Source organism: Thermosynechococcus sp. Uc, from assembly GCF_029335995.1.
Lineage (GTDB): Bacteria > Cyanobacteriota > Cyanobacteriia > Thermosynechococcales > Thermosynechococcaceae > Thermosynechococcus.
Map to the genome: position 1 here is coordinate 2501 of NZ_JARJMS020000052.1, position 21312 is coordinate 23812.

The following is a 21312-nucleotide window of genomic DNA, read 5'->3' on the forward strand; positions in this document are numbered from 1 at the left end:
AGCAGGGGGGTAAAGCACTGATTCGGTGCGGGCTGCGAGAGCGGTACCAAATCGAGTCAAACTCTGAATACCCTGTGTACACACAGCCAGTCAGACGGTGGGGGATAAGCTTCATCGTCGAGAGGGAAACAGCCCAGACCACCAGCTAAGGTCCCTAAATCATCACTAAGTGGCAAAGGAGGTGGGGATGCTCAGACAACCAGGAGGTTTGCCTAGAAGCAGCAATCCTTAAAAGAGTGCGTAATAGCTCACTGGTCAAGCGTTCCTGCGCCGAAAATGAACGGGACTAAGTGATGTACCGAAGCTGTGGACTTACTCCGTAAGTGGTAGGGGAGCGTTCTGCACTAGGTTGAAGCACTAGCGTAAGCAGGTGTGGACGAAGCAGAAGTGAGAATGTCGGCTTGAGTAGCGAAAACATTGGTGAGAATCCAATGCCCCGAAACCCCAAGGGTTCCTTCGGAAGGCTCGTCCGCGAAGGGTTAGTCGGGACCTAAGGCGAGGCCGAAAGGCGTAGTCGATGGACAACTGGTCAATATTCCAGTACTCATCTTGGTTTGTGCAGAGGGACGGAGAAGGCTAAATCAGCCGGATGTTGGTTACCGGTTCAACTGTCCGAGGTGTTGAGGAGCGGCGAAAACGCTCTGAGCTGAGGCAGGAGTACGACCCACCACGGTGGGGAAGTGATTGACGTCATGCTTCCAAGAAAAGCTCTAAGCACGTTAAACCAAGATACCCGTACCCGAAACCGACACAGGTGGGGGGGTAGAGTATACCAAGGGGCGCGAGATAACTCTCTCTAAGGAACTCGGCAAAATGGCCCCGTAACTTCGGGAGAAGGGGTGCCACCGCAAGGTGGTCGCAGTGAAGAGGCCCAGGCGACTGTTTACCAAAAACACAGGTCTCCGCTAAGTCGTAAGACGATGTATGGGGGCTGACGCCTGCCCAGTGCCGGAAGGTTAAGGAAGTCGGTCAGCGCAAGCGAAGCTGGCGACCGAAGCCCCGGTGAACGGCGGCCGTAACTATAACGGTCCTAAGGTAGCGAAATTCCTTGTCGGGTAAGTTCCGACCCGCACGAAAGGCGTAACGATCTGGGCGCTGTCTCGGAGAGAGGCTCGGCGAAATAGAAGTGTCTGTGAAGATGCGGACTACCTGCACCCGGACAGAAAGACCCTATGAAGCTTTACTGTAGCCTGGAATTGAGTTCGGGCTTTGCTTGCGCAGGATAGGTGGGAGACGTTGAAGTATCCCTTGCGGGGGATACGGAGTCGCCAGTGAGATACCACTCTGGCAAGGCTAGAATTCTAACCTTCTGCTGTTAGCCAGCGAAGGAACAGTTTCAGGTGGGCAGTTTGCCTGGGGCGGTCGCCTCCTAAATGGTAACGGAGGCGCGCAAAGGTTCCCTCAGGCTGGTCGGAAATCAGCCGTAGAGTGCAAAGGCATAAGGGAGCTTGACTGCAAGACCTACAAGTCGAGCAGAGACGAAAGTCGGCCTTAGTGATCCGACGGTTCCGCGTGGAAGGGCCGTCGCTCAACGGATAAAAGTTACTCTAGGGATAACAGGCTGATCTCCCCCAAGAGTTCACATCGACGGGGAGGTTTGGCACCTCGATGTCGGCTCATCGCAACCTGGGGCGGTAGTACGTCCCAAGGGTTGGGCTGTTCGCCCATTAAAGCGGTACGTGAGCTGGGTTCAGAACGTCGTGAGACAGTTCGGTCCATATCCGGTGCAGGCGTAGGAGCATTGAGAGGACTCCTCCTTAGTACGAGAGGACCGGGAGGAACGCACCTCTGGTGTACCTGTTATCGTGCCAACGGTAGACGCAGGGTAGCCATGTGCGGAGTGGATAACCGCTGAAAGCATCTAAGTGGGAAGCCCACCTCAAGATGAGTGCTCCCATGGCATAAGCCAGTAAGGTCACGGGTAGAACACCCGTTAATAGGCTCTCGATGGAAGTCCAGTAATGGATGAAGTCTAGGAGTACTAATAGACCGAGGGCTTGACCTCATCAATCAACGGGTGTCTGAATCAAGATACGATACTGACAATCGCTATTTAGTTTAGAGGTTATCTTTGCTGAACTTATCTAGCAATCCTTATAGTCTAGGTTTCTAACTTAAAATAAAAGCTTTGCCTAGTGCCCATGGCGCGGTGGAACCACGCTGATCCATCCCGAACTCAGAGGTGAAACGTCGCAGCGGCGAAGATAGTTGGAGGGTAACCTCCTGCAAAAATAGCTCGGTGCTAGGCAAAATATTTGCGCTACCCCATCTAGAAAGTCTAGGTGGGGTCTTGATTTTTAAGAAATCTTTAAGGGATGATTCCTTTTGGATAGAGGAGTGACAGTTATTGGTAGGTGGGTTTATATCTCCTTAAAAGGTTTTTAGGGTCATGCCTCAATTAATGCGTCTTATGGGTTCTCGCCGCTGGGTGTTGATGGGTTCCTTGGTAGGTGCAGCGGTGTTAGCGGCAGTGTTGCCTAGTTACGGGCGAATGCAGGACAGTCCTAAGATGTTGGTGGATGAGGTGTGGCAAATTGTGCAGCAGCACTATGTGGATGAATCTTTCAATGAGGTGGATTGGCTGGCGGTACGACGACAACTTTTGGCGCAGCGCTATACATCACGGGAGCAGGCCTATGTAGCCATTCGGGGAATGTTGCAGCAGTTGGATGATCCCTATACACGCTTCATGACTCCGGAGGAGTTTGCTGCTTTGCGCACCCAAACGTCAGGGGAAGTTTCAGGAATTGGCATTCGCTTGGCGGTAGATAAGAAGACACAACAGTTAACGATTTTGGAGGCACTGGAAAATTCGCCCGCAACGAAGGCAGGAATTAGGGCCGGCGATCGCCTGCTGGCCATTGATGGTTATTCTACCCAGCGGATGTCGATTGAGGAGGCGTCACGACGAATTCGTGGGCGGGTAGGTACTCCCATTGAACTTCAGTTGTTTCGCCCCGGTCGCGGTACATTTCGCCTAACTCTGACACGGGCATTGATTGAACTCCCTGCGGTGCGATTGCTGGTCAAGGAGGAAAGGGGTGCCCGTATCGGCTATATCTATCTGAGTGAATTTACAGCCCATGCGGCGGATCAATTGCGAGCGGCAATTCGTAAGCTAGAGGCAGAGGAGGTAGAGGGCTTTGTTTTGGATTTACGGGGGAATCCGGGGGGGCTGTTGCAGGCGGGAATTGATATTGCCCGCCTGTGGTTGAATCAGGGGATTATTGTTCGTACGGTGGATCGCAGTGGTCACAGTGAACCAGCACGAGCGAATCAATCTGCTTTAACAAACCTACCTTTGGTGGTCTTGGTGGATCACCGCTCTGCCAGCAGCAGTGAAATTCTCACGGGAGCATTGCAAGATAACGGTCGTGCGATTGTGGTGGGCACGCCAACCTACGGTAAGGCCTTGGTACAATCCATTCACCAGTTGAGTGATGGTTCAGGCTTGTCGGTAACCGTTGCTCATTACTATACGCCTAACGGCACAGATATTAACCGTACTGGGATTAAGCCGAATGTGCTGGTGAGGCTGCCTAAAGAAGTGAGTGCCAATCCGCGGCTGTGGACGACAGCGGCTGATCCTCTATACCAAGCAGGAGTTGCTCAGTTGCGTCAAGCAATTTATCGTAGCCAAGCTCCTAAGCCTGTGAATACAGCTCAAACAGGACAGAAGGATGGTTTTAAGCAACCCTCTGGTGTCCCCTCCCAAGTGCAGTGATGACTGTCTTGGACATTGATCGGGAATGCCCCTGGGTTTAGGCGGGAGAAAGGCTGCTCGCCTGCATTTGTTCCTAAAAGTCAACGCCACGTTTTAGATCAACACCTTTTTCAGCGTAGTGTTTGTGGCAGATCATTTCCGAGTGAACACTGGCGAGTTCAAAGTAGGCAGGGGGATATTTACAGCGACCGGTAATAATGATTTCGGTGGTGCGAGGCTTGCGCAGAAGGGTTTGCACAATGGGTTCAACGGGCAAAAGCTCAAGGTCAACCGTGGGGTTGAGTTCATCGAGAATGATTGTTTTGTAGAGGCCAGAGGCAATGGCAGCACGGGCAATTTCCCAGCCGCGTTCGGCTTCGATGTAGTCAATTTCTTGCTGTTGACCGCGCCAAACAATGGCATCCCGGCCACAGCGGTGGTGATCTACAAGATGGGGATAGCTTTCCTTGAGGGCGGCGATCGCGGCATCCTCAGTATAGCCTTGCCCCCCCTTGAGCCACTGGAGAATCAGGACACGGTGGGATTGATCGCGACTGATCCCTTTGCCAATTGCCTGCAGGGCTTTACCCAGGGCACTGGTGGACTTGCCTTTGCCATCGCCTGTATAGATTTCAATTCCTTCAATGCCCTGCTCTTGAGCCGTGGAATGTACAAGGGGACGCATTTCGGAGTGGAGGTCAGCAATTTGCAGGAGTTGGGCAGGGGCACCCCGGCCAGTGGCAATAATCTCGAGGTGTTCGGGCTTGTGGCGGAGGGTGTTGACGACTTCCTCAACGGGCAGGAGGCCTAAATCTAAAACAGGGTTAAGTTCGTCCAAAACAATTACAGAATAGAGGCCGGAGGCAATCGCTCCTTTGGCAATATCCCAACCCCGCTGTGCCTCTTGGCGATCAAACCTAGTAATCTGCTCGGCAGTAAAGTATTCGGCTCGGCCGGTGCGCACCTGATCAATTAAGTGGGGAAACCCCCGTTGCAGGGCTTCAATGGCGGCATCTTCGGCATAGGCACGACCCGGTCCTTTGAGAAAGCGCAGTAGGAGTACCCGCGTTGGCCACGCAGAGGCAATGCCAAGGCCAATGGAGCGCAGAACGACCCCCAAAGCTGCTTGGGATTTACCTTTACCGGCACCGTCATAGACGTGGAGTTGACCGCTCACCCGTCCGGGACGAGTCTGGGCTGTTTGAATGCCAATACCTGCAGAGGTCATAGGGGCGCGAATAAAAGAACCTAAGGGGATTGTATCAAAGGCTAAAGGCTGGGTGGCGTTTTAAGAACGATGGCTTCAACCGTTAAATCAGTGGTCGTGGTGGCAGTAATAGCCCAGCGCAGGGGCTGACCATGGGCTTGCAGAGCCTGTTCAACAGCGTCATGAAAAGGGAGGAGGAGGGAGTGGCGGGGGAGGGTAAGACGGATAAATTCCGTTTGCATAGGCTTTATGGGTTAAACACCAATGACAATGACGGTAACATTGTCGCGGCCGCCATGGGTTTTAGCCGCATTCACAAGGGCAGCCGCTGCTTGTTCGACATCGGGTTCACTGAGGTAGATACTGATGACCTCATCGGTGAGTTCTTCGGTCAAGCCGTCGCTGCACAGAAGCAGGCGATCGCCCGGCTCTAGATCAATTGGTTGAATATCAATTTGGGTGAGGTCTTCGCGGCCTAGGCACTGGGAGAGCACATGACGCCACGGATGTTGCCGTGCCTGCTCAATGGTCAAACTCCCCATCTGCACTGCCTGGGCAATCCAAGTGTGATCACTAGTAATCTGTTTTAGCTGTTCTTGGCGCCAGCGGTAGATGCGGGAGTCCCCTACATGGGCACACCAAGCGCGATCGCCCTTTGCATCAACCAGAACCACCACAGCCGTCGTACCCATATCAGCACGGGCAGTATTTTGGCGCTGCTGCTCAACAATAGCGTCATTGGCGGCAAGAAAGGCTTGGCGGAGTAGGGTCACAGGGTCATGCTGAAGGTCTTCGAGGTGGGTTTCTAGGAATGTCTGAATATGTTCCACTGCTAAACGACTGGCTTCCTCACCGCCAGCGTGACCCCCCATACCATCGGCAACAATAAAAAAACGGTGGTGCTTTTCATCAATATAAAAAGCATCCTGATTGCTCCTGCGAATCAGACCGCAGTCGGTTAAGCCGGCAACCTTCATGACCCCCCTATTTTGGGCTGCTTGTTAAAACATTTTTTCATACCTATCGAGTTTAAGCATGAGTCGCCAATAGAGAATCCCAAACCATACCGCTAATGCGGCTGCCACACCTGCTAAAAGAAGATACTGGTTCACGAGTAAAATTGTCGCTACTAAGGAAAAACTGCCAATAAGCACCACATAATTTAGCCCTAAATTAATGTTACTCAGGCGCCGCAGCATGCGATCGCTCTCACTGGAACGGATGCGCAAGCGCAAATCACCATTTTCAAGCTTATCGAGAACCTCTTCAAGGCGACGGGGCAAGCCAATAGCACTGCTGCCCACTTGAGCTGCTTGACGACTCAGCTCAGAGAAAAGACTGCCATTACTAGGATCGGGGAAGTTTCCGTTGGTCATAAGTTCGGTCGCAAATGGTTGGGCAACTTGCATGAAGTTAAAGTCTTTGTCGAGTCCCTTGCCCACCCCCTCTAGGGTGGAAAATGCACGCATCACAAAGGTAAATGTCGCCGGAAATCGAAAGGGTTGATTATAGGCAATTTCGTAGAGATCATCGCTAATTTGAGCTACCGATTGGGCTTCAAAGGACTGGTTCATGAAATTGTCGAGGAGGTACTGAATCGAGCGACGTACCGGCCCTAGATCGCCTGTGGGTACCAATGCCCCTAGTTCTACAAGGCACTGTACCACCTGCTCGGCATCCCGTTGGGCAATGCTTAAAAATGTTTTCAGCAATTTATCGCGGGTGACGGGTTGAATGCGTCCCATCATGCCAAAGTCGTAGAAAATCAGTTGACCGCTAGGGCTGACGGCAATGTTGCCCGGATGGGGGTCGGCGTGGAAAAAGCCGTCGTGGAGAACTTGATAGAGATAGGCCTTTGCCCCCAGTTCGGCAAGGTGTTTGCGGTCTAGGCCAGCTGCTTCGAGGGCTTCGTAGTGACTGATTTTAATTCCAGGCAGGTACTCAAGGGTGAGTACACGCCGTGAGGTGTAACGCCAATAGACGCGGGGCACACAGGCCCACTCGCGATCGCGAAAGTTGCGGCGGAAGGTGTCGGCATTGCGTCCCTCATTGAGGTAGTCAATTTCTTCGTAAAGAATGCGGCAGCACTCGTCGTAAATGCCCATCCAGTCGCGGCCTTGACCCCATTTAGGATGGTTTTGGAAGTATTGAGTAATACCCTTGAGAATTGCCAGATCAATATCAAACAACTGCCGCAGGCCGGGGCGTTGGACTTTGACCACCACTTCTTCGCCGGAGAGGAGTTGCGCTTTGTGAACTTGGCCAAGACTGGCTGCGGCCATGGGGATGGGATCAAAGCTGCGAAAGAGTTCAGGGATATGGCGGCCAAAATCTTCGTAGATAATTTTTTCGACAAGCTCGTAACTAAAGGCAGGGACGCGGTCTTGGAGTTTGCTTAGTTCTTCGACGTATTCACTGGGAAAAAGGTCGGCGCGGGTGGAAAACAGTTGTCCCAGTTTGATGAAGGTCGGTCCAAGATCAAGGAAAGTTTCGCGAATCCAAATGGCTTGGGCACGACGTCGCGCCGCACGTTTGGCATCGGTCATGCCGCCCCAGTAACTCCAAGCTTGGGTGAGGAGCCAGCGACCAAAAAGAAATCGCCAGACAAAAAACCAAATGTCAAAGAAGCGCCGCGTTTTGGAGTAGCGTTCGCGATTCCAGCGGTAGGATTTGCCGGTGGGGGTCAAACTGGCGGAAACTGGTGTGGACACGCGCTCTTCCGTAGTGAGTTATCTCAACAAATTGTAACGAATCCCCAAAGAATAATAGGCTAGAGGGCGTAGCGATCGCGCCCCATGCCAAGGGCAAAGCGCAGGGAATCGGGCAGGCTTTTGCTACTGGCGGTTAAAAAGAACGTCAGCCCCAAGAGGCTAAAGACCGCCGCCATGCGAAAGATCAGCCGATAGCCCAAGGGTTCAACCAGCCCTCCCAGCAGTGGCCCTGCTAGGGCCATCCCCAGATCAAAGCCCCCTAAACTAAGGCTGAGAACCCGTCCTCGCTCATGGGGGGTGGAGCGATCAGCCATCAGGGCGGCGACCATGGGAATGAGGACACCGCCGGCAAGACCTTCGAGGATGGCAGCCCAGAGGACACCCAAGGCAGTTTGGGCTTGGGCAAGGAGCACCATTGCCACCACGTAGCAGGCAAGACTTGCGGAGATGAAAATGCCCCGGCCCCAGCGATCGGAGGCAGAACCTGTAGCCGCGCGACCAATAAAGCTGGCGATCGCTGCTACAGAGTAAAACAGCCCCGCCGAGATATCGAGCCGTTCGCTGGCAATAAACAGAGGAATAAAAGTGGCGATCGCTCCAAATGTCAATCCCACACTCAACATCACGAGGCTGGGAATGCGCAGCCGCTCTGAGAGCAAAAGCCGCCAAAAGAGGGTTTTCTCTGGGCAAGGCACCCCTAAGTCCTGTGGGATATTTACTGCACGCACCCCTGCAGCAGCCATGAACCCAAGGGCGGCTAAGCTACTGGCAACAAGGAAGACCCAACTGTGACTGTAGTTCATTTGCAGCCAACTGCCGAGACTTGGTCCGAGGGCAACGCCAATGGGATGCACAAGACTGGTGTAGCCGATGATTTCACCGCGATGTTGCAGGGGAGCAATGTCGGTAACAAGTGCCATATAGCCGGTGGTAAAGCCGGCAATACTGACACCGTGGACAAAGCGTGCAAGAATCAGCAGGGGCAGGTTGTGGCTGAAGATGTAAAAGAGAGGGGCGATCGCGGCCACAGCGAGGCCAATGAGCAGTGTAATTTTGCGTCCTTGGCGATCGGCCAGTGTCCCTAGCCAAGAGCGGGAGCAAATGAGTCCAACGGCAAAGGCACCCATAACAAACCCCACCTGATGGGGCGTACCTCCTTGTTCAGCAATATAGAGGGGTAAAGTAGGTAGCATGGCGGCAATGCTTGACCAAAACAGTAGGCCTGCTAGCACCAGTCTCAATAGTGTTTGCCGCACCGCTGGGGGGAGCTTCAACAGGACAACCACAACTGCCTCTTGTTAACAAAACGTTACACTTCTATCTATGATAACGGCTTGCGTTAGGTTAACTTTCGGTTGTGGGCAGATTGCAGCTAAGCTACTCTAGCAATAATCTCCCAAAAAATAGGATGAATAGAAGCCAATTACAAAAAAAAATAGGGAGCGTATCCCCTTGCCTGCCCTTTTTCAGGAAGGCTGATGAAGGGATACCCTCTCGCTCTTTTATCCTTCTCACTCGCCGCTATAGCTACCGCCTAGGGTAGTGCTCTCATACTCCGACATGCCTGAGTTGTAGTCGTGGAATGCGCCGCTATGGTCAATCCAGCCGGGGTTGCCGTCAGGATCGATATGGCTTGGCTCGGGATAGTTGTCCCCTAGGGCACGGCTCCACTCCTCTGCCCACCAAGAGTTCTCATTGCTGTGCTCGCGAATCGATGCGGCTAAACCATCGGTGTTGCCCAGACTGAAATCGCTGCCACTGCCTCCAAAATCATAATTCGGCATTGGGGTGTAGGCATCACTGCCCATCTCCATACCACTGCCAGCCGGAATAGAAGAAGAGAAGGGAACCTCAGCACTAGAAGGGTTAGCTTGCCAATTGGTTGGGGCTACCGCTGGTTCCCCTGAAAGCCCGCTGACGATAACGAGAGCCAGCCCCCCGAGGACGCATATCCCTAAGATACCTCCTCCCAGTGCAATCCAAGGCCACGTCAGATATGTTGCTTTAGGGAGGGTACTGGAGTTACTAGGGATGTTGGATGTTTCGGTATGCAATTCCCCTAGGCGTTCATTCTTCATTGCCTCGCTGACCTCCTTTCTCAAACCCCTGCCTAATACTATTTTAGGGAGTAGGGAAAATTTCATGGGATTCCTCATGTCGAGGTATCCGCGGAGTGGCACATTAAGAACAACTTCAGGTAGAGGTTTACCGCCACTGACCCCTGTGGCTCACTGTAGGGGTAGTTCTTGCTGGTCAGCTTCGGACAAGGTTTGAGCTGCTGGGTTATTTTTTTGACTTTTACGTAGCCCCACGGCAATTTTGCTGTGTTTTTCAATCTGGCGCATTACTTCACGGGCGCGCTGAATGACCACCGGGGGAAGTCCAGCAAGGCGACCCGCTTCAATGCCGTAGGAGCGATCAGCACCGCCGGGCTTGACTTGGTGTAAAAAAATAATCTCGTCGGGGAGTTCCTTAACAACCACCTGGTAGTTAGCCACATTGGGCAGGAGTGCTGCCAGTTGATTCAACTCGTGGTAGTGGGTGGCAAAAATGGTGCGCGATTTCAATACGGTGGCAAGATATTCTGCTACAGACCAAGCGATCGCCAGCCCGTCAAAGGTAGCGGTACCGCGGCCAATTTCATCGAGAAGAACAAGGGAGCGATCGCCGGCATGGTTAAGAATATTGGCCGTTTCATTCATTTCCACCATAAACGTGGATTGCCCAGTTGCCAGATCATCAACCGCACCCACGCGGGTAAAAATGCGATCGCAGATTCCTAACGTGGCACTCGTAGCGGGCACATAACTGCCCATTTGCGCCAGCAGTTGGATTAGACCCACCTGCCGTAAATAGCAACTTTTGCCACTGGCATTGGGGCCTGTCAGCACTATTAGATCGGCACCCGTACCGAGTTCGGTGTCATTGGGAACAAAAAATCCTGCTGGCAACATCTGCTCCACCACGGGATGACGACCTCCACGAATTTGAAGCCGGCGATCGCAGGTCATTTGCGGTCGGCAATAGCCCTGATACAGCGCCACCTCTGCTAACCCTAAAAGCGCATCTACGGCTGCTACCGCCGCCGCAACCTCACGAATGGTGGAGGCCTGAGCAGCCACCTGCTCCCGCAACTGAACAAAATACTGGTACTCCAGCTCAAAAAGATGGCTTTGGGCAGCCAGCAACCGTGCTTCCCGTTCCTTGAGTTCAGCCGTAATAAAGCGTTCCTCATTTGTGAGCGTTTGTTTGCGGATATAGTCATCGGGTACTTGGTTTAGTTTGGCGCGGGAGACACTTAGGTAGTAGCCAAAAACTTTGGTATAGCCCACTTTGAGCGTGGCAATGCCGGTGCGCTCCCGTTCTTGGGCTTCTAAGTTAAGAATCCACTGTTGATCCTGTTCAATTTGCTGGCGTTGCTGATCCAGTTCTGGATAGGCACCCGGTCGCAGGAGCCCCCCTTCGGTGAGACTAATGGGGGGCTGATCCACAAGGGCTGCGCTGAGGGTATCTGCTAACTGCTCAATTACCGGTGGCAGGTGGGCAAGGACTTGGAAATAAGGGGATTGGGTTGCGGTCACAACCGCAGCAAGGGAAACTAACGTGCGAAACGAGTCCCGCAACGCCGCTAAATCGCGGGCATTGGCCGTCCCGGAACCCGCCCGACCCGCTAGGCGTTCAAGGTCATAAATTTCCTGAAGGTGGCGGTGCAGACTTTGGCGCAGGCTACTATTGGCCATCAATTCGGCAATGGCCTCTTGGCGCGCCGTGATTTGCTCAAGGTCAAGGAGGGGTTGCAGGAGCCAGCGGCGCAATAGACGCCCCCCCATTGCCGTCGTTGTGCGATCGATCGCCCACAGTAGCGAGCCTTGGAAATTGCCATCGCGGACAGTTTGCGTCAATTCCAGATTGCGGCGGGTTTGCGGGTCAAGGAAGAGATACTGAGCCAAGGAATAGGTGCTGAGGTTTTGCAGGGGCACCGGTTGGTGGCGATGGGTTTCATCTAAATAGGCCAAGAGGCCACCGGCCGCCCGCATGGCAAGGGGCAGATGTTCACAGCCAAAGCCTTCGAGGGATTTGACCTGAAAGCGTTGACACAGGCGTTGGCGCGCTTCCGCTGCCTGAAAATCTTGGGGCGATCGCAGAGTGTAGCACCATTGGGGCGGCAATTCAGCAGGTAATTGATCCTTGGCTTCGCCGGGGCGCAGAACACGGTTAATGTCCGGCGCTTCACTGGGAAGGAGAATTTCTGCGGGTTGCAGGCGGTTGAGTTCCGCCACTAAATCAGCGCGATCGCTCCCTTGGGTGGTACAAAACTCTCCTGTGGAGACATCGGCATAGGCCAGCCCCCAATGGTTCCCAGAAAGCAGAACGGCAGCTAAAAAATTATTGCGGCGCGGCTGAAGTAGCTCCGTATCTAAGACCGTTCCTGGTGTAAACACTTTGGTTACTTCCCGCTTCACCAATCCTTGGGCCTGGGCGGGGTCTTCCACTTGGTCACAGATGGCAATGGCATAGCCTTTTTCAATGAGGGTGCGGCAGTAACGTTCAAGGGCGTGGTGAGGAATGCCAGCCATGGCAACTCGTCCCACTTCTTTGCCCCCCTCTTTGCCGGTGAGCACCAGTTCGAGTTCGCGAGCAACGATACAGGCATCCTGAAAAAAGGTTTCGTAGAAATCCCCTACCCGATAGAGGAGTAGGGCTTGGGGGTAGGCATCTTTAATTTCGGCATAGTGCTGAAGCATTGGCGTTAGGAGCGATCGCTCCACTTCATCGTGGCGCACCTGAAGACCGGGGTTGCGTCCTAACCGTAGGGCAGGGGACTCTGTCTCAGAATGGGGCAGCGGGCGATCGTCGGACATGGCCACGTCACAACTTCCTATCGTGTGCTCCAAGGAACTCTCTATTATAGTTTTCTCTACTGTGAGTCAGGGTACTTAATACTCATCCCCCGTGGTTTCCATAAAGAGCCACTCTGCGAGTCCCGGACTATTTTCCCCCAGAATGGAAACTGCCTCTTGAAAGCGGCTACGTTGAACATTGGCCTTGCTGATGCGCTCTGCATAGGTTGTCATCAGGAGGTAGGGCTGGCTTTCACTCGATTGCACAAAGGTTTCCACACCAGAGACAAGGGGATGGATTTCAAAGAAATGGTGCAGGGTTATTGCTTGATCAAGGGTCTCCGCTTCCACAAAACCTAAGTAGCGAGTCAGTGTATCCCAAATGGCATCATCATCGCAGCAGAAGCTGACTTCAACGAAGTAGCGCATCCCCACCTCACACACCCCTGTGGTTATCTTAGCTGCCTCTGTTGCTATTATTACTAGATCTATGGGATTACTTTTGAAGGGGATGCTGCACCTGTGGGTCAAAGGGGTAGCCAATTCGTAACCCTATCCGCTTACTCAAGTTTCGTCAAGAACCCGCAGAATCACCAATGTCATATCATCGCTCCGCCGTCCATTGGCAGCGGTAAAGGCCTCAACGGCATCAAAGATGTAATCCAATAGTGCCTGTGCCCCTAAACCTTTGGCACAGCCTTCCTTGATAACTGCGGCTAGGCGTTCTTCTTCAAAGCGTTTACCCTTGGGATTATCCGCTTCTGTAATGCCATCGGTGTAGTAGACCACGGTGTCGCCTGGTTGAAGGCGTACTTCAGCCTCTTGATATTGGCTGCGGGCATCTAGACCAATGAGCATGCCGTAGGTATCCAAGCGATGGACGATCCCCGTTTCAGCGCGCCAGAGCAGGGGGGGAAGGTGAGCTGCATTACTGTAGGCTAGGAGTCGCGTTTGCGGATTGTACTCAGAGTAAAAGAGGGTTACAAAGCGGTGGGAGCTTTCTAAGTCCGGCTGCATTGCCCGGTTGAGATGCTGCAAAATGCGGCTAGGACGGTGACCATTGAGAGCTTCCGCCCGTAACATCCCCCGTGTCATTGTCATGATTAGGCCGGCCGGAACCCCTTTACCCATGACATCCCCAATAGCAATGCCCCAACGGCCTTGTTCAATGTCTTGTTGATCGCTGAGGCCATAGGTAATGGGAATAAAGTCATAGTAGTCCCCTCCAACCCAACTGGCGGTGCGACACTCGGCGGCTAGCTCTAGCCCATGGATTTTGGGACAGCGGTGGGGTAAAAGTCGCCGTTGAATTTCAGCACCAATTTCTAGTTCTCGGTCTAACCGTTGGCGATCGCGCAGTTTCAAGGCCAGTTCATCATTGGCAATGGCCACTGCTGTTTGATCGGCAATGACCTGCAGGAGTTGCTGCCGCGTTTCATTCCACTCGTACTCTGGTTGCTGGCTAAAAACGTATAATCGCCCCCGCTCTGTGAGTCCTGAATCCTTGACAAGAATAGCAGTGCCGTAGAATTGAATGCCTTGGGGGAGGCGTTCTCGCAGTTGCTGATCCAACAGTTGCTCAAGCCGAGGACGGCTAAACTCGCGATCGCTGCCCGCATCAATAGCAGCCATAGCAACACTATTGGCAAGGGTACGAGTGGCCGTCTCTAGGGCAGCCCGAATATTCGGGCACTGATCGCTGGCGTGACAATGGAGTTGTTCTAGGCGGGCTTGACCGTCCGCCCGAAATAGGACTAAAGCAGCCGCCTCCGCCTCTGTGACCCGACAGGTAATGAGCGGGATCAGTTCAAAAAATTGATTGAGATTGTTGAAACTCCGCAGCGCAAAGCTGAGGGATGCCAATAGCTCCTGAATTTTACTGTTTTCCCGCTGTAACCGCGACACCATTTCCTTAAGAGCGATCACAGGGCTAGAGGAAGTCATAGGGGAGGAGGGGAAAGCGGGTGACATGGTAAGTTACGCCAGCAAAAGCGTCAATTGACTCTACAGCGTAGCGCAAAAAACGTCAAGATGAAAGGATTTAAGATTTTTTATGGAACTTTTAGAAAATGCTCCCCGTCCCCTTGCCGTTGCGATGGCTGAGGGTCATGAGCGTCCCGCCGAGGGCGATCGCCCCTCCCAAGCTGATGAGTACCGGTGGTAGCCCCCACCACGTCTCCGCTAAGCCAGCAACTGCCAAGGGCACACTGAGGGCAATATTCACGAGGTTATTTTGCAGCCCAAAAATCGTCCCCCGCTGTTCGGCGGGTGTCATAAGCTGGATTAGGGTTTGCATTGGAATCGCCACAAAGGCGGCAAAGAAGCCCAAACCAACGATATAGGCCATGCTCCAAGCCAAAGAATCGAGGCTTAGGGAGAGACCCAAAAACATGCCCCCCATGCCCCAACAGCCAATCAAACCCGACCAGCCGTAGGAAAAGCGTTTACCCAAGGTATTCAAAAGCAGTGCTCCTAGGCCTAGTCCGCCAGCGGCAGCAGCCAACAGAAACCCAAATTGATCCGTATCGAGGGTGGGTAAGACCTCTGCAAGGCGCACCACCAACACTGACATAGCAGCCACAATGGCAAAGAGCAAAATCAGTTGCAACAGAGCAAAACGCAAGGCTGTGTATTCCTGCAAAAGGCGCAGTCCTTGGCGCAGTTCTTGCCCTAGGTGGCGATCGCTCTGGGGCAGCAGAGGGCACTGATCGGGCGGCTGCAACAGCAGGAGCAGAAGCGCCGCTCCCCCATAGCAGGCACTCAAAAAGATAGCTCCACCCCACTGAGAATGCCAATGACTGGCCAGATGCAGCAGGGGTTCACCCGCCGCAAAGCCCACCACCAGAGCGGCCATCATTGTCAGGGTATAGAGGGAGTTAGCCGCCATTAAATGGGACTTATCCACCAATAGCGGAATCGCCGCCTGCTCGGCAGGGGCAAAAAACTGGGTTAAACAGGAGATAGCAAATGTAACTAGCAACAGGGCAACAAAGCCAAACCATCGCCCAGCGCCAAGGAGAATTGTAACCGGAAGGCACAGAACCAGCAGGGCACGATAGAGATTGGTAACAATGAGCACCTGTTTCTTTGACCAGCGATCCACCAGTACCCCCGCCACCGACCCCAACAGAATGGCCGGAATTGTAAAGGCGATCATGATTGCTGACACCCAACCACTAATGCTCTGGTTTGCCCCTTGAAAAAACTCGGTGGTGAGGGCAATAACAAACACAAGGTAAATTTTATCGGCTAACTGCGAGCAGATCTGCGCCAGCCAAAGAGCAATAAAATTGCGGTTTTGCCAAAGGGGGGGCACAGGGGGAAGGGGCAAATTCAAACGAAGGTCTTGGTGCTCAATGGTCATAGCTGTGACACTGCCACAGGTGAAAAACAACTATCAAGAAGGGGGGGCACTCGCAACGTCTGCTCCAGATGAAATTGCAAGTATTGGCGCAACACCCGCTCAAAGGAGAGCCAAACACTGAGGGGATAGGCCTCCGCTTGGGCAAGGAATTCATCCCGTGTTAAAGATTGAGTGGTGGGCATTGCCAGCCATTGCCCCAGACGGACTTCACTGGCTGTCAGTTGGCGATCGCCACAAATACGCGACGGAGAATCCCGCTGCGCTGTGTGCTCTGCCTTGATGGTAAAAACGCCACCGCCGGCAAAACTAAAGCCCAATCGCCAGTCGGTATCCGCCGCAGGGACGGCAATTTCGCAGCCACTTTCATGGCACTGGTACCATTCCGGGGCAATCCCCCCCAATCGCAGAATGCCACAGAGGCCGCGCACCAAGAGTGCTAGGGCTGCCCGAGGAGAGACCCCCTGAAGCTGGTCTAAGGTAGCACAAAGCCAATCAAAGAGATCCGGCTGAGGCTGCTGCGGCTGGACTTGGTAGAGTACCACTTCACCGAGATATTGGGCAGCAGTCAGCGTGCTGAGATGGCTATTCAGGCCTTGGTATGTGGCAACTGTTTCTGCTTGGAGAATGCGATCTAGATTGCGCCTAGGACTAATAAAAAGGTCATTGACAACAAACAAGTCCACTCGTCCGCCCAGTTTTGAGCGGGAGCCACGGCTATGGGGTGCCACTAACTTCAATAGCCCGCGATCGCGACTAAAAACACTGAGCAGGCGATCGCTTTCTCCCAGGGGCATTGCCTTGAGATTAATGCCAATTGTGCGGTAGGTGCGACCCATCCCAAGTATCCAAACAATAGCGGCAAATTGCTAGCCTATCTTTTAGCCTATCGCGGCTAGTTGCCTAAACAGTAATCAACTTGTTGCAGGCAAACCATGCCACACCCTGCTGGTCAGACTGCATTTTGAACGCAACTAGCGATTTATTGCTTCGCAATTCAATCGTAGCTTCCCAAGCCTGTTACCAGAGCGGGAAGCCGCGCTCTCGCCTACTGTTAGGAACTTTTGCCTTTGTAGCACCCTAGGTCATTTCTGCCTGTGGGTTTGGGGTTGAAATTGTTCATGCCAACTTTTGGCCTGTTTACAAATCGGGTGATTTCCAGAAAAAGCCTACAGCCTGCTTCTGGGAAACTGGGAATATGACGCTTCGCGTTCATGCGTAGGATGCGCGGCGGTACTGCTCAATGGTCTTGCGAATGGCCTCTTTAGGGGGTTTACACACCGCTTTTTTCCGATTATTGCCAACGTAAAGCTGCGGCTAACTCGTAGCCAAACCGCGTTGCATCTAAGGTGGTTAAGTCAATATCACCTAGGCCATATTCCTGCCAGCGTTCTGTGACTTGCCGTGCCACCTCAGGATCTGAGGTGAGGGGATCGCCCCAAGGATGGTCTGTTTCTGGCGGAATTTTGGTGGTGGCGTCAATGCCCATGCGTCCCCCAAGGCCAATTTTTTGGCTGGCAAAGTCAAGGGAGTCAAAGGGGGTATCTGCCAAAATAAACACATCGCGGCTGGGATCCACCTTGGAGCTAATCGCCCACACCACCTGACGCGGATCACGGATATTGATTTCTTTGTCCACGACAATTACGAACTTGGTGTAAGTAAATTGGGGTAGGGCGCTCCAAAAAGCGAGGGCAGCGCGGCGGGCTTGACCTGGGTAGGCTTTGTCAATGGAAATAATCGCCGCCTTATAACTGAGGGCTTCCATGGGCAAAAAGAAGTCCACAATCTCTGGAACCTGCTGCCGCAAAATCGGGGTGTAGATGCGGTTGAGGGCAAGGGCAATCATTGCCTCTTCCTTGGGCGGGCGGCCACTAAAGGTTGTGAGGTAGATGGGATTGCGGCGATGGGTGAGGCAGTGAAAATGAATGACCGGCGAATCTTCCACACCGCCGTAGTAGCCCATGTGATCGCCAAAGGGGCCATCGGGCAAGACTTCACCGGGGGTAATGGTGCCCTCAAGGACAAACTCCGACTGGGCAGGCACCTCCAAATCAACGGTTTTGCACTTGGCCAAATGGATTCCTCCCCCACCATAAAGCCCAGCAAAGAGCCATTCAGATAAGTCCACGGGAATTGGCGTTGCTGCTGCTAGGATGATCAAAGGATGCACACCCAAAGCCACAGCGACTTCTAACTTTTGGCCACGGGCAGCGGCCTTACGGAGATGGCGTGCTCCTCCCCGCACTGAGAGCCAGTGCACGGTCATGGTGGTTGGGGATTGCAGTTGCAAGCGGTAAATTCCCACGTTGGGAATGCCGGTCTCACAGTCTTTGGTAATGACAAGACCAAGGGTAATAATTTTGCCTGCATCCTTGGGATAGGGGCGAATCAGAGGCAGTTGCCGCAAATCTAAATCAGGAGCCTTGATCACCACCTGCTGACAGGGGGGTAATAGATCGCGACTTGGCTTGGCGCGAACTACCTCAAAGAGAAGTTTGCCAAAATCAAGGGCTTGACCTAGAGTTTTGGGTGGCTTGGGTTGTTGCAGTTTGGCCAGTTTTTCACCGAGGGTCTCCAGCTCTGAGGGATGCTCCATTTTCATTGCCCAGCACACCCGCTCCACAGTTCCCAAAAGATTAATGACTAGGGGGTAAGGGGAACCAATCACATTTTCAAAGAGTAGGGCAGGTCCTCCAGCGGTCAGGAGACGGTTACAGATTTCCGCTATCTCCAAATCGGGATCAACCGGTACTGTAATGCGCCGCAGTTGTTGCCGCTGCTCTAAAAGCTGGAGATATTGCCGCAAATCCTCAGTCATGGGGAATCAAAATCACGTAATCTCTTTTATGTTAAGAAGGTTCAGTCCAACATGCAGGAAGTTCATGGCAATTCATCCCACGGCAGTCATTGAAGCGGGTGCCCAGATTGGAGAGGATGTGGAGATTGGCCCTTTTTGCTATGTGGCGGCTACGGTGGAGATTGGGCGGGGTACGCGCTTAGCTTCCCATGTCACCCTGCTGGGATATACCCGCCTTGGCAAAGACTGCAAAGTTCACAGTGGGGCAGTCATTGGCGATCTGCCTCAGGATGTCGCCTATCAGGGGGGCATTAGCTATGTCCACATTGGCGATCGCTGTACGTTGCGCGAGGGAGTGACGATTCATCGGGGAACCCAACCGGAGACGGTGACCCATGTGGGGCATGATTGTCTGCTCATGGCTCACAGTCATTTAGGCCATAATGCCTATGTGGGAAACTATGTAACGATCGCCAATAATGCCTTGATTGCCGGGTATGCCCATGTGGGCGATCGCGCCTTTATCAGTGGCAACTGTCTTGTGCATCAATTTACCCGCATTGGGCGCTTGGCCATGCTCTCTGGAGGCACAGCAATTCAAAAAGACGTGCCTCCCTTTTGTATGACCCGTAGCCTCAGCACCAACACGATCATGGGCTTAAATGTGGTGGGCTTGCGGCGAGCTGGCTTTTCAGCCCAAGACCGACAGCTCCTCAAAAAGGCTCTGGATATTCTCTACCGTTCTCAATTCACCACCTCCCAAGCCGTTCAGTACCTGCGGGAACAGTTTGTGCATCCGCTCATTCAAGAGTTTTGTGACTTCATCGGTGCTTCAGAACGGGGCATCTGTCACTTTGTGCGCCGGGGCGAAGGAGGTGAACTCTCCTAAGCAGAGGGCAATTTTTCGCGTACGATCGCCCAACAGATACTTATCCCTGTGCCCCATGGCTGAAGTAGTCCTATTATCCCTCATGAGCGGTAGCCTCGGTGTGTCAGCACTGCTTTATTATCAGTGGTGGAGCTGGCAGGAACAACTCAGCCAACAACGCAATGAAGAAGAGGAACAGTTGACGACATACCCTTCTAAACCAGAACAACAGCAAGTCTCCCCCAAGCTGGGGGGATGGGAATTCAAAATTGTGCGATCGCGCCGCAACCAATTTCATGATCCTGAGGTACTGCGCAAGGTTTGCCAAGAGGAAGCACAAGGGGGCTGGATACTGTTTGAAAAGCTCGATGATCGCCGTCTGCGCTTTAAGCGACCCATGGCTCTGCGGGAAAAAATTAAACCCACTCCTAAGTATGATCCCTACCGCAGCTACTATGGACCTCGGTTTGAATGGGAATCTTTGTTGTCTGTGATACTTTTGATGATGATGGCAACTTTACCTGCATATCTAGGCTATCGCTTGGTTATTCTTAGTCAACAATCAGCGCCGCTACCAACCACTGCTCCCTCTGCTCCATTGCGTCCCTAAGGTGCCTATGTCCTCCCTCGGTTTGCTTAGTGTGGGCACAACCCTCCAAGGGGGCAAATATCGCCTCGATGCCCTTTTGAGTCAGGGGGGCTTTGGGGTCACCTATCGTGCAACCCACACCCTGCTCCATCAGCCAGTGGTGCTCAAAACATTGAGCTTACAGCAGGAACCCCCGAAGCATATCCATGATCTAGGGGAGCGGTTTATCCAAGAAGCTCAACGTCTTGCCCAGTTTAACCATCCCCACATTGTCCGCGTTAGTGATTGCTTTATTGAGGGGGGGCGCCCCTTCATTGTGATGGACTATATCCCCGGCCGAACATTGGCACAGGTGATTCAGGAGGAGGGTCCCCTACCGGAAAAAACGGCTCTCCACTATATCCGCCAAGTGGCCAGTGCCCTTGAATTGGTACATGAGCACGGATTGCTGCACCGCGATGTCAAGCCCGATAACATCATGCTGCGGGATGGCACAGACCAAGTGGTACTGATTGACTTTGGTATTGCCCGTGAATACACCATAGGTGTCACAGAAACAAATACCGGACTCCTCTCGGCGGGCTATGCACCGGTTGAGCAGTATTTGCCCCGCCATCAATGGACACCGGCAACGGATGTCTATGCCCTTGCAGCAACGCTCTATGCCCTCTTAGCAGGACGCCCCCCCGTGGCCTCGATTTTGCGAGATCGCGTACCTCTTGAAGATTTACGACAGTTTCAGCCCAATCTTAGTCAGCGCACAATTGATGCCATTGAAGCGGGAATGGCTTTGGATGTGCGGGAACGCCCCCAAACTGTGCGGTCTTGGTTGCAACTGCTCATGGGGCACTCCGTGGCGCGTCAAACCACAGCAACCGTAGCGGTGATGCCGCAGCACCGCTCCACGCTCTTGGTAAATACTCAACCGCAGGGGACAGCCGTCGTGGTTCCCCCTAAGCAACGCAATTTTTCGCCGTGGCTATGGCTTCTGGTCACAGCAATCTTTGGCAGCTTGGCGGGTATTGGTTTGGGGCTATTTCTGCGCAATCAACCCGTGGACACAGTGGCTCCTCCTCCCCTGCCTCCTCAGGAGCAGGAATTCCCACCAACGCTGCCAACTGCCGTGCCACCCGTGGAGGTGACGCCCACCCCCACTCCGACACCGACCCCAGAGCCAGAACCAACTCCTACAGAGCCAACGCCTACCCCAGCGCCGACGGAAACCCCCACCC

Annotated in this window: 16 protein-coding genes and 2 rRNA genes (1 of these 18 running past the window's edge); 6 read left to right on the plus strand and 12 right to left on the minus strand. The window is 53.3% G+C overall.

What is annotated here, in order from left to right; translation table 11 throughout:
- The 3 genes from P3X23_RS06050 to P3X23_RS06060 all read left to right on the plus strand — a co-directional run.
- Nucleotides 1-2005: ribosomal RNA gene (locus tag P3X23_RS06050) — 23S ribosomal RNA — on the plus strand (it extends 866 nt beyond the left edge of the window).
- A 126-nt stretch (nucleotides 2006-2131) separates the two neighbouring features.
- Nucleotides 2132-2248: ribosomal RNA gene (gene rrf / locus P3X23_RS06055) — 5S ribosomal RNA — on the plus strand.
- 186 nt (nucleotides 2249-2434) lie between these two features.
- A complete protein-coding gene (locus P3X23_RS06060; protein WP_367186538.1) occupies nucleotides 2435-3724 on the plus strand; it encodes a S41 family peptidase in 1290 nt (429 codons plus the stop codon).
- 73 nt (nucleotides 3725-3797) lie between these two features.
- Here P3X23_RS06060 and P3X23_RS06065 read toward each other — a convergent pair whose 3' ends face one another.
- The 12 genes from P3X23_RS06065 to P3X23_RS06120 all read right to left on the minus strand — a co-directional run bounded on the left by P3X23_RS06065 (nucleotide 3798) and on the right by P3X23_RS06120 (nucleotide 18644).
- Nucleotides 3798-4931: a cob(I)yrinic acid a,c-diamide adenosyltransferase gene (locus tag P3X23_RS06065; RefSeq protein ID WP_300874202.1), complete on the minus strand. Its 1134-nt coding sequence runs from the start codon at nucleotides 4929-4931 to the stop codon at nucleotides 3798-3800.
- Nucleotides 4932-4972: 41 nt separating this feature from the next.
- The gene (locus tag P3X23_RS06070) at nucleotides 4973-5152 is read right to left on the minus strand and encodes a hypothetical protein (protein WP_300874204.1); all 180 of its coding nucleotides are present in this window, start codon (nucleotides 5150-5152) and stop codon (nucleotides 4973-4975) included.
- Nucleotides 5153-5164: 12 nt separating this feature from the next.
- A complete protein-coding gene (locus P3X23_RS06075; protein ID WP_300874206.1) occupies nucleotides 5165-5887 on the minus strand; it encodes a Stp1/IreP family PP2C-type Ser/Thr phosphatase in 723 nt (240 codons plus the stop codon).
- Nucleotides 5888-5911: 24 nt separating this feature from the next.
- Nucleotides 5912-7621, minus strand: a complete 1710-nt coding sequence (locus tag P3X23_RS06080; protein WP_300874209.1) for an AarF/ABC1/UbiB kinase family protein — start codon at nucleotides 7619-7621, stop codon at nucleotides 5912-5914.
- 59 nt (nucleotides 7622-7680) lie between these two features.
- On the minus strand, nucleotides 7681-8907 hold the full coding sequence (locus tag P3X23_RS06085; protein WP_300874212.1) for an MFS transporter: 1227 nt from the start codon (nucleotides 8905-8907) through the stop codon (nucleotides 7681-7683).
- Between the two features lie 225 nt (nucleotides 8908-9132).
- Nucleotides 9133-9699: a hypothetical protein gene (locus P3X23_RS06090; RefSeq protein WP_300874215.1), complete on the minus strand. Its 567-nt coding sequence runs from the start codon at nucleotides 9697-9699 to the stop codon at nucleotides 9133-9135.
- A 150-nt stretch (nucleotides 9700-9849) separates the two neighbouring features.
- Nucleotides 9850-12483 (minus strand): DNA mismatch repair protein MutS, encoded by a 2634-nt coding sequence (mutS, locus tag P3X23_RS06095; protein ID WP_300874237.1) that lies wholly within the window; start codon nucleotides 12481-12483, stop codon nucleotides 9850-9852.
- 75 nt (nucleotides 12484-12558) lie between these two features.
- Entirely contained in the window at nucleotides 12559-12891 is a 333-nt protein-coding gene (locus tag P3X23_RS06100; protein WP_300874217.1) for a hypothetical protein, read from the minus strand.
- A 135-nt stretch (nucleotides 12892-13026) separates the two neighbouring features.
- Nucleotides 13027-14433, minus strand: a complete 1407-nt coding sequence (locus P3X23_RS06105; RefSeq protein WP_300874220.1) for a PP2C family protein-serine/threonine phosphatase — start codon at nucleotides 14431-14433, stop codon at nucleotides 13027-13029.
- A 91-nt stretch (nucleotides 14434-14524) separates the two neighbouring features.
- Entirely contained in the window at nucleotides 14525-15826 is a 1302-nt protein-coding gene (locus tag P3X23_RS06110; protein ID WP_300874222.1) for an MFS transporter, read from the minus strand.
- The gene (recO, locus tag P3X23_RS06115; protein ID WP_300874225.1) at nucleotides 15823-16662 is read right to left on the minus strand and encodes a DNA repair protein RecO; all 840 of its coding nucleotides are present in this window, start codon (nucleotides 16660-16662) and stop codon (nucleotides 15823-15825) included. The genes P3X23_RS06110 and recO overlap by 4 nt, the downstream gene beginning before the upstream one ends.
- 455 nt (nucleotides 16663-17117) lie before the next feature.
- Entirely contained in the window at nucleotides 17118-18644 is a 1527-nt protein-coding gene (locus tag P3X23_RS06120; RefSeq protein WP_300874228.1) for a UbiD family decarboxylase, read from the minus strand.
- Between the two features lie 64 nt (nucleotides 18645-18708).
- On the opposite strand from P3X23_RS06120, the gene lpxA reads away from it, so the two are divergent.
- The 3 genes from lpxA to P3X23_RS06135 form a co-directional block, all read left to right on the plus strand.
- Nucleotides 18709-19512: an acyl-ACP--UDP-N-acetylglucosamine O-acyltransferase gene (lpxA, locus tag P3X23_RS06125; RefSeq protein WP_300874230.1), complete on the plus strand. Its 804-nt coding sequence runs from the start codon at nucleotides 18709-18711 to the stop codon at nucleotides 19510-19512.
- A 55-nt stretch (nucleotides 19513-19567) separates the two neighbouring features.
- On the plus strand, nucleotides 19568-20101 hold the full coding sequence (locus P3X23_RS06130) for a hypothetical protein (protein ID WP_300874232.1): 534 nt from the start codon (nucleotides 19568-19570) through the stop codon (nucleotides 20099-20101).
- Nucleotides 20102-20108: 7 nt separating this feature from the next.
- A partial coding sequence (locus P3X23_RS06135) for a serine/threonine-protein kinase (RefSeq protein WP_300874235.1) occupies nucleotides 20109-21312 on the plus strand: 1204 nt, incomplete at its 3' end.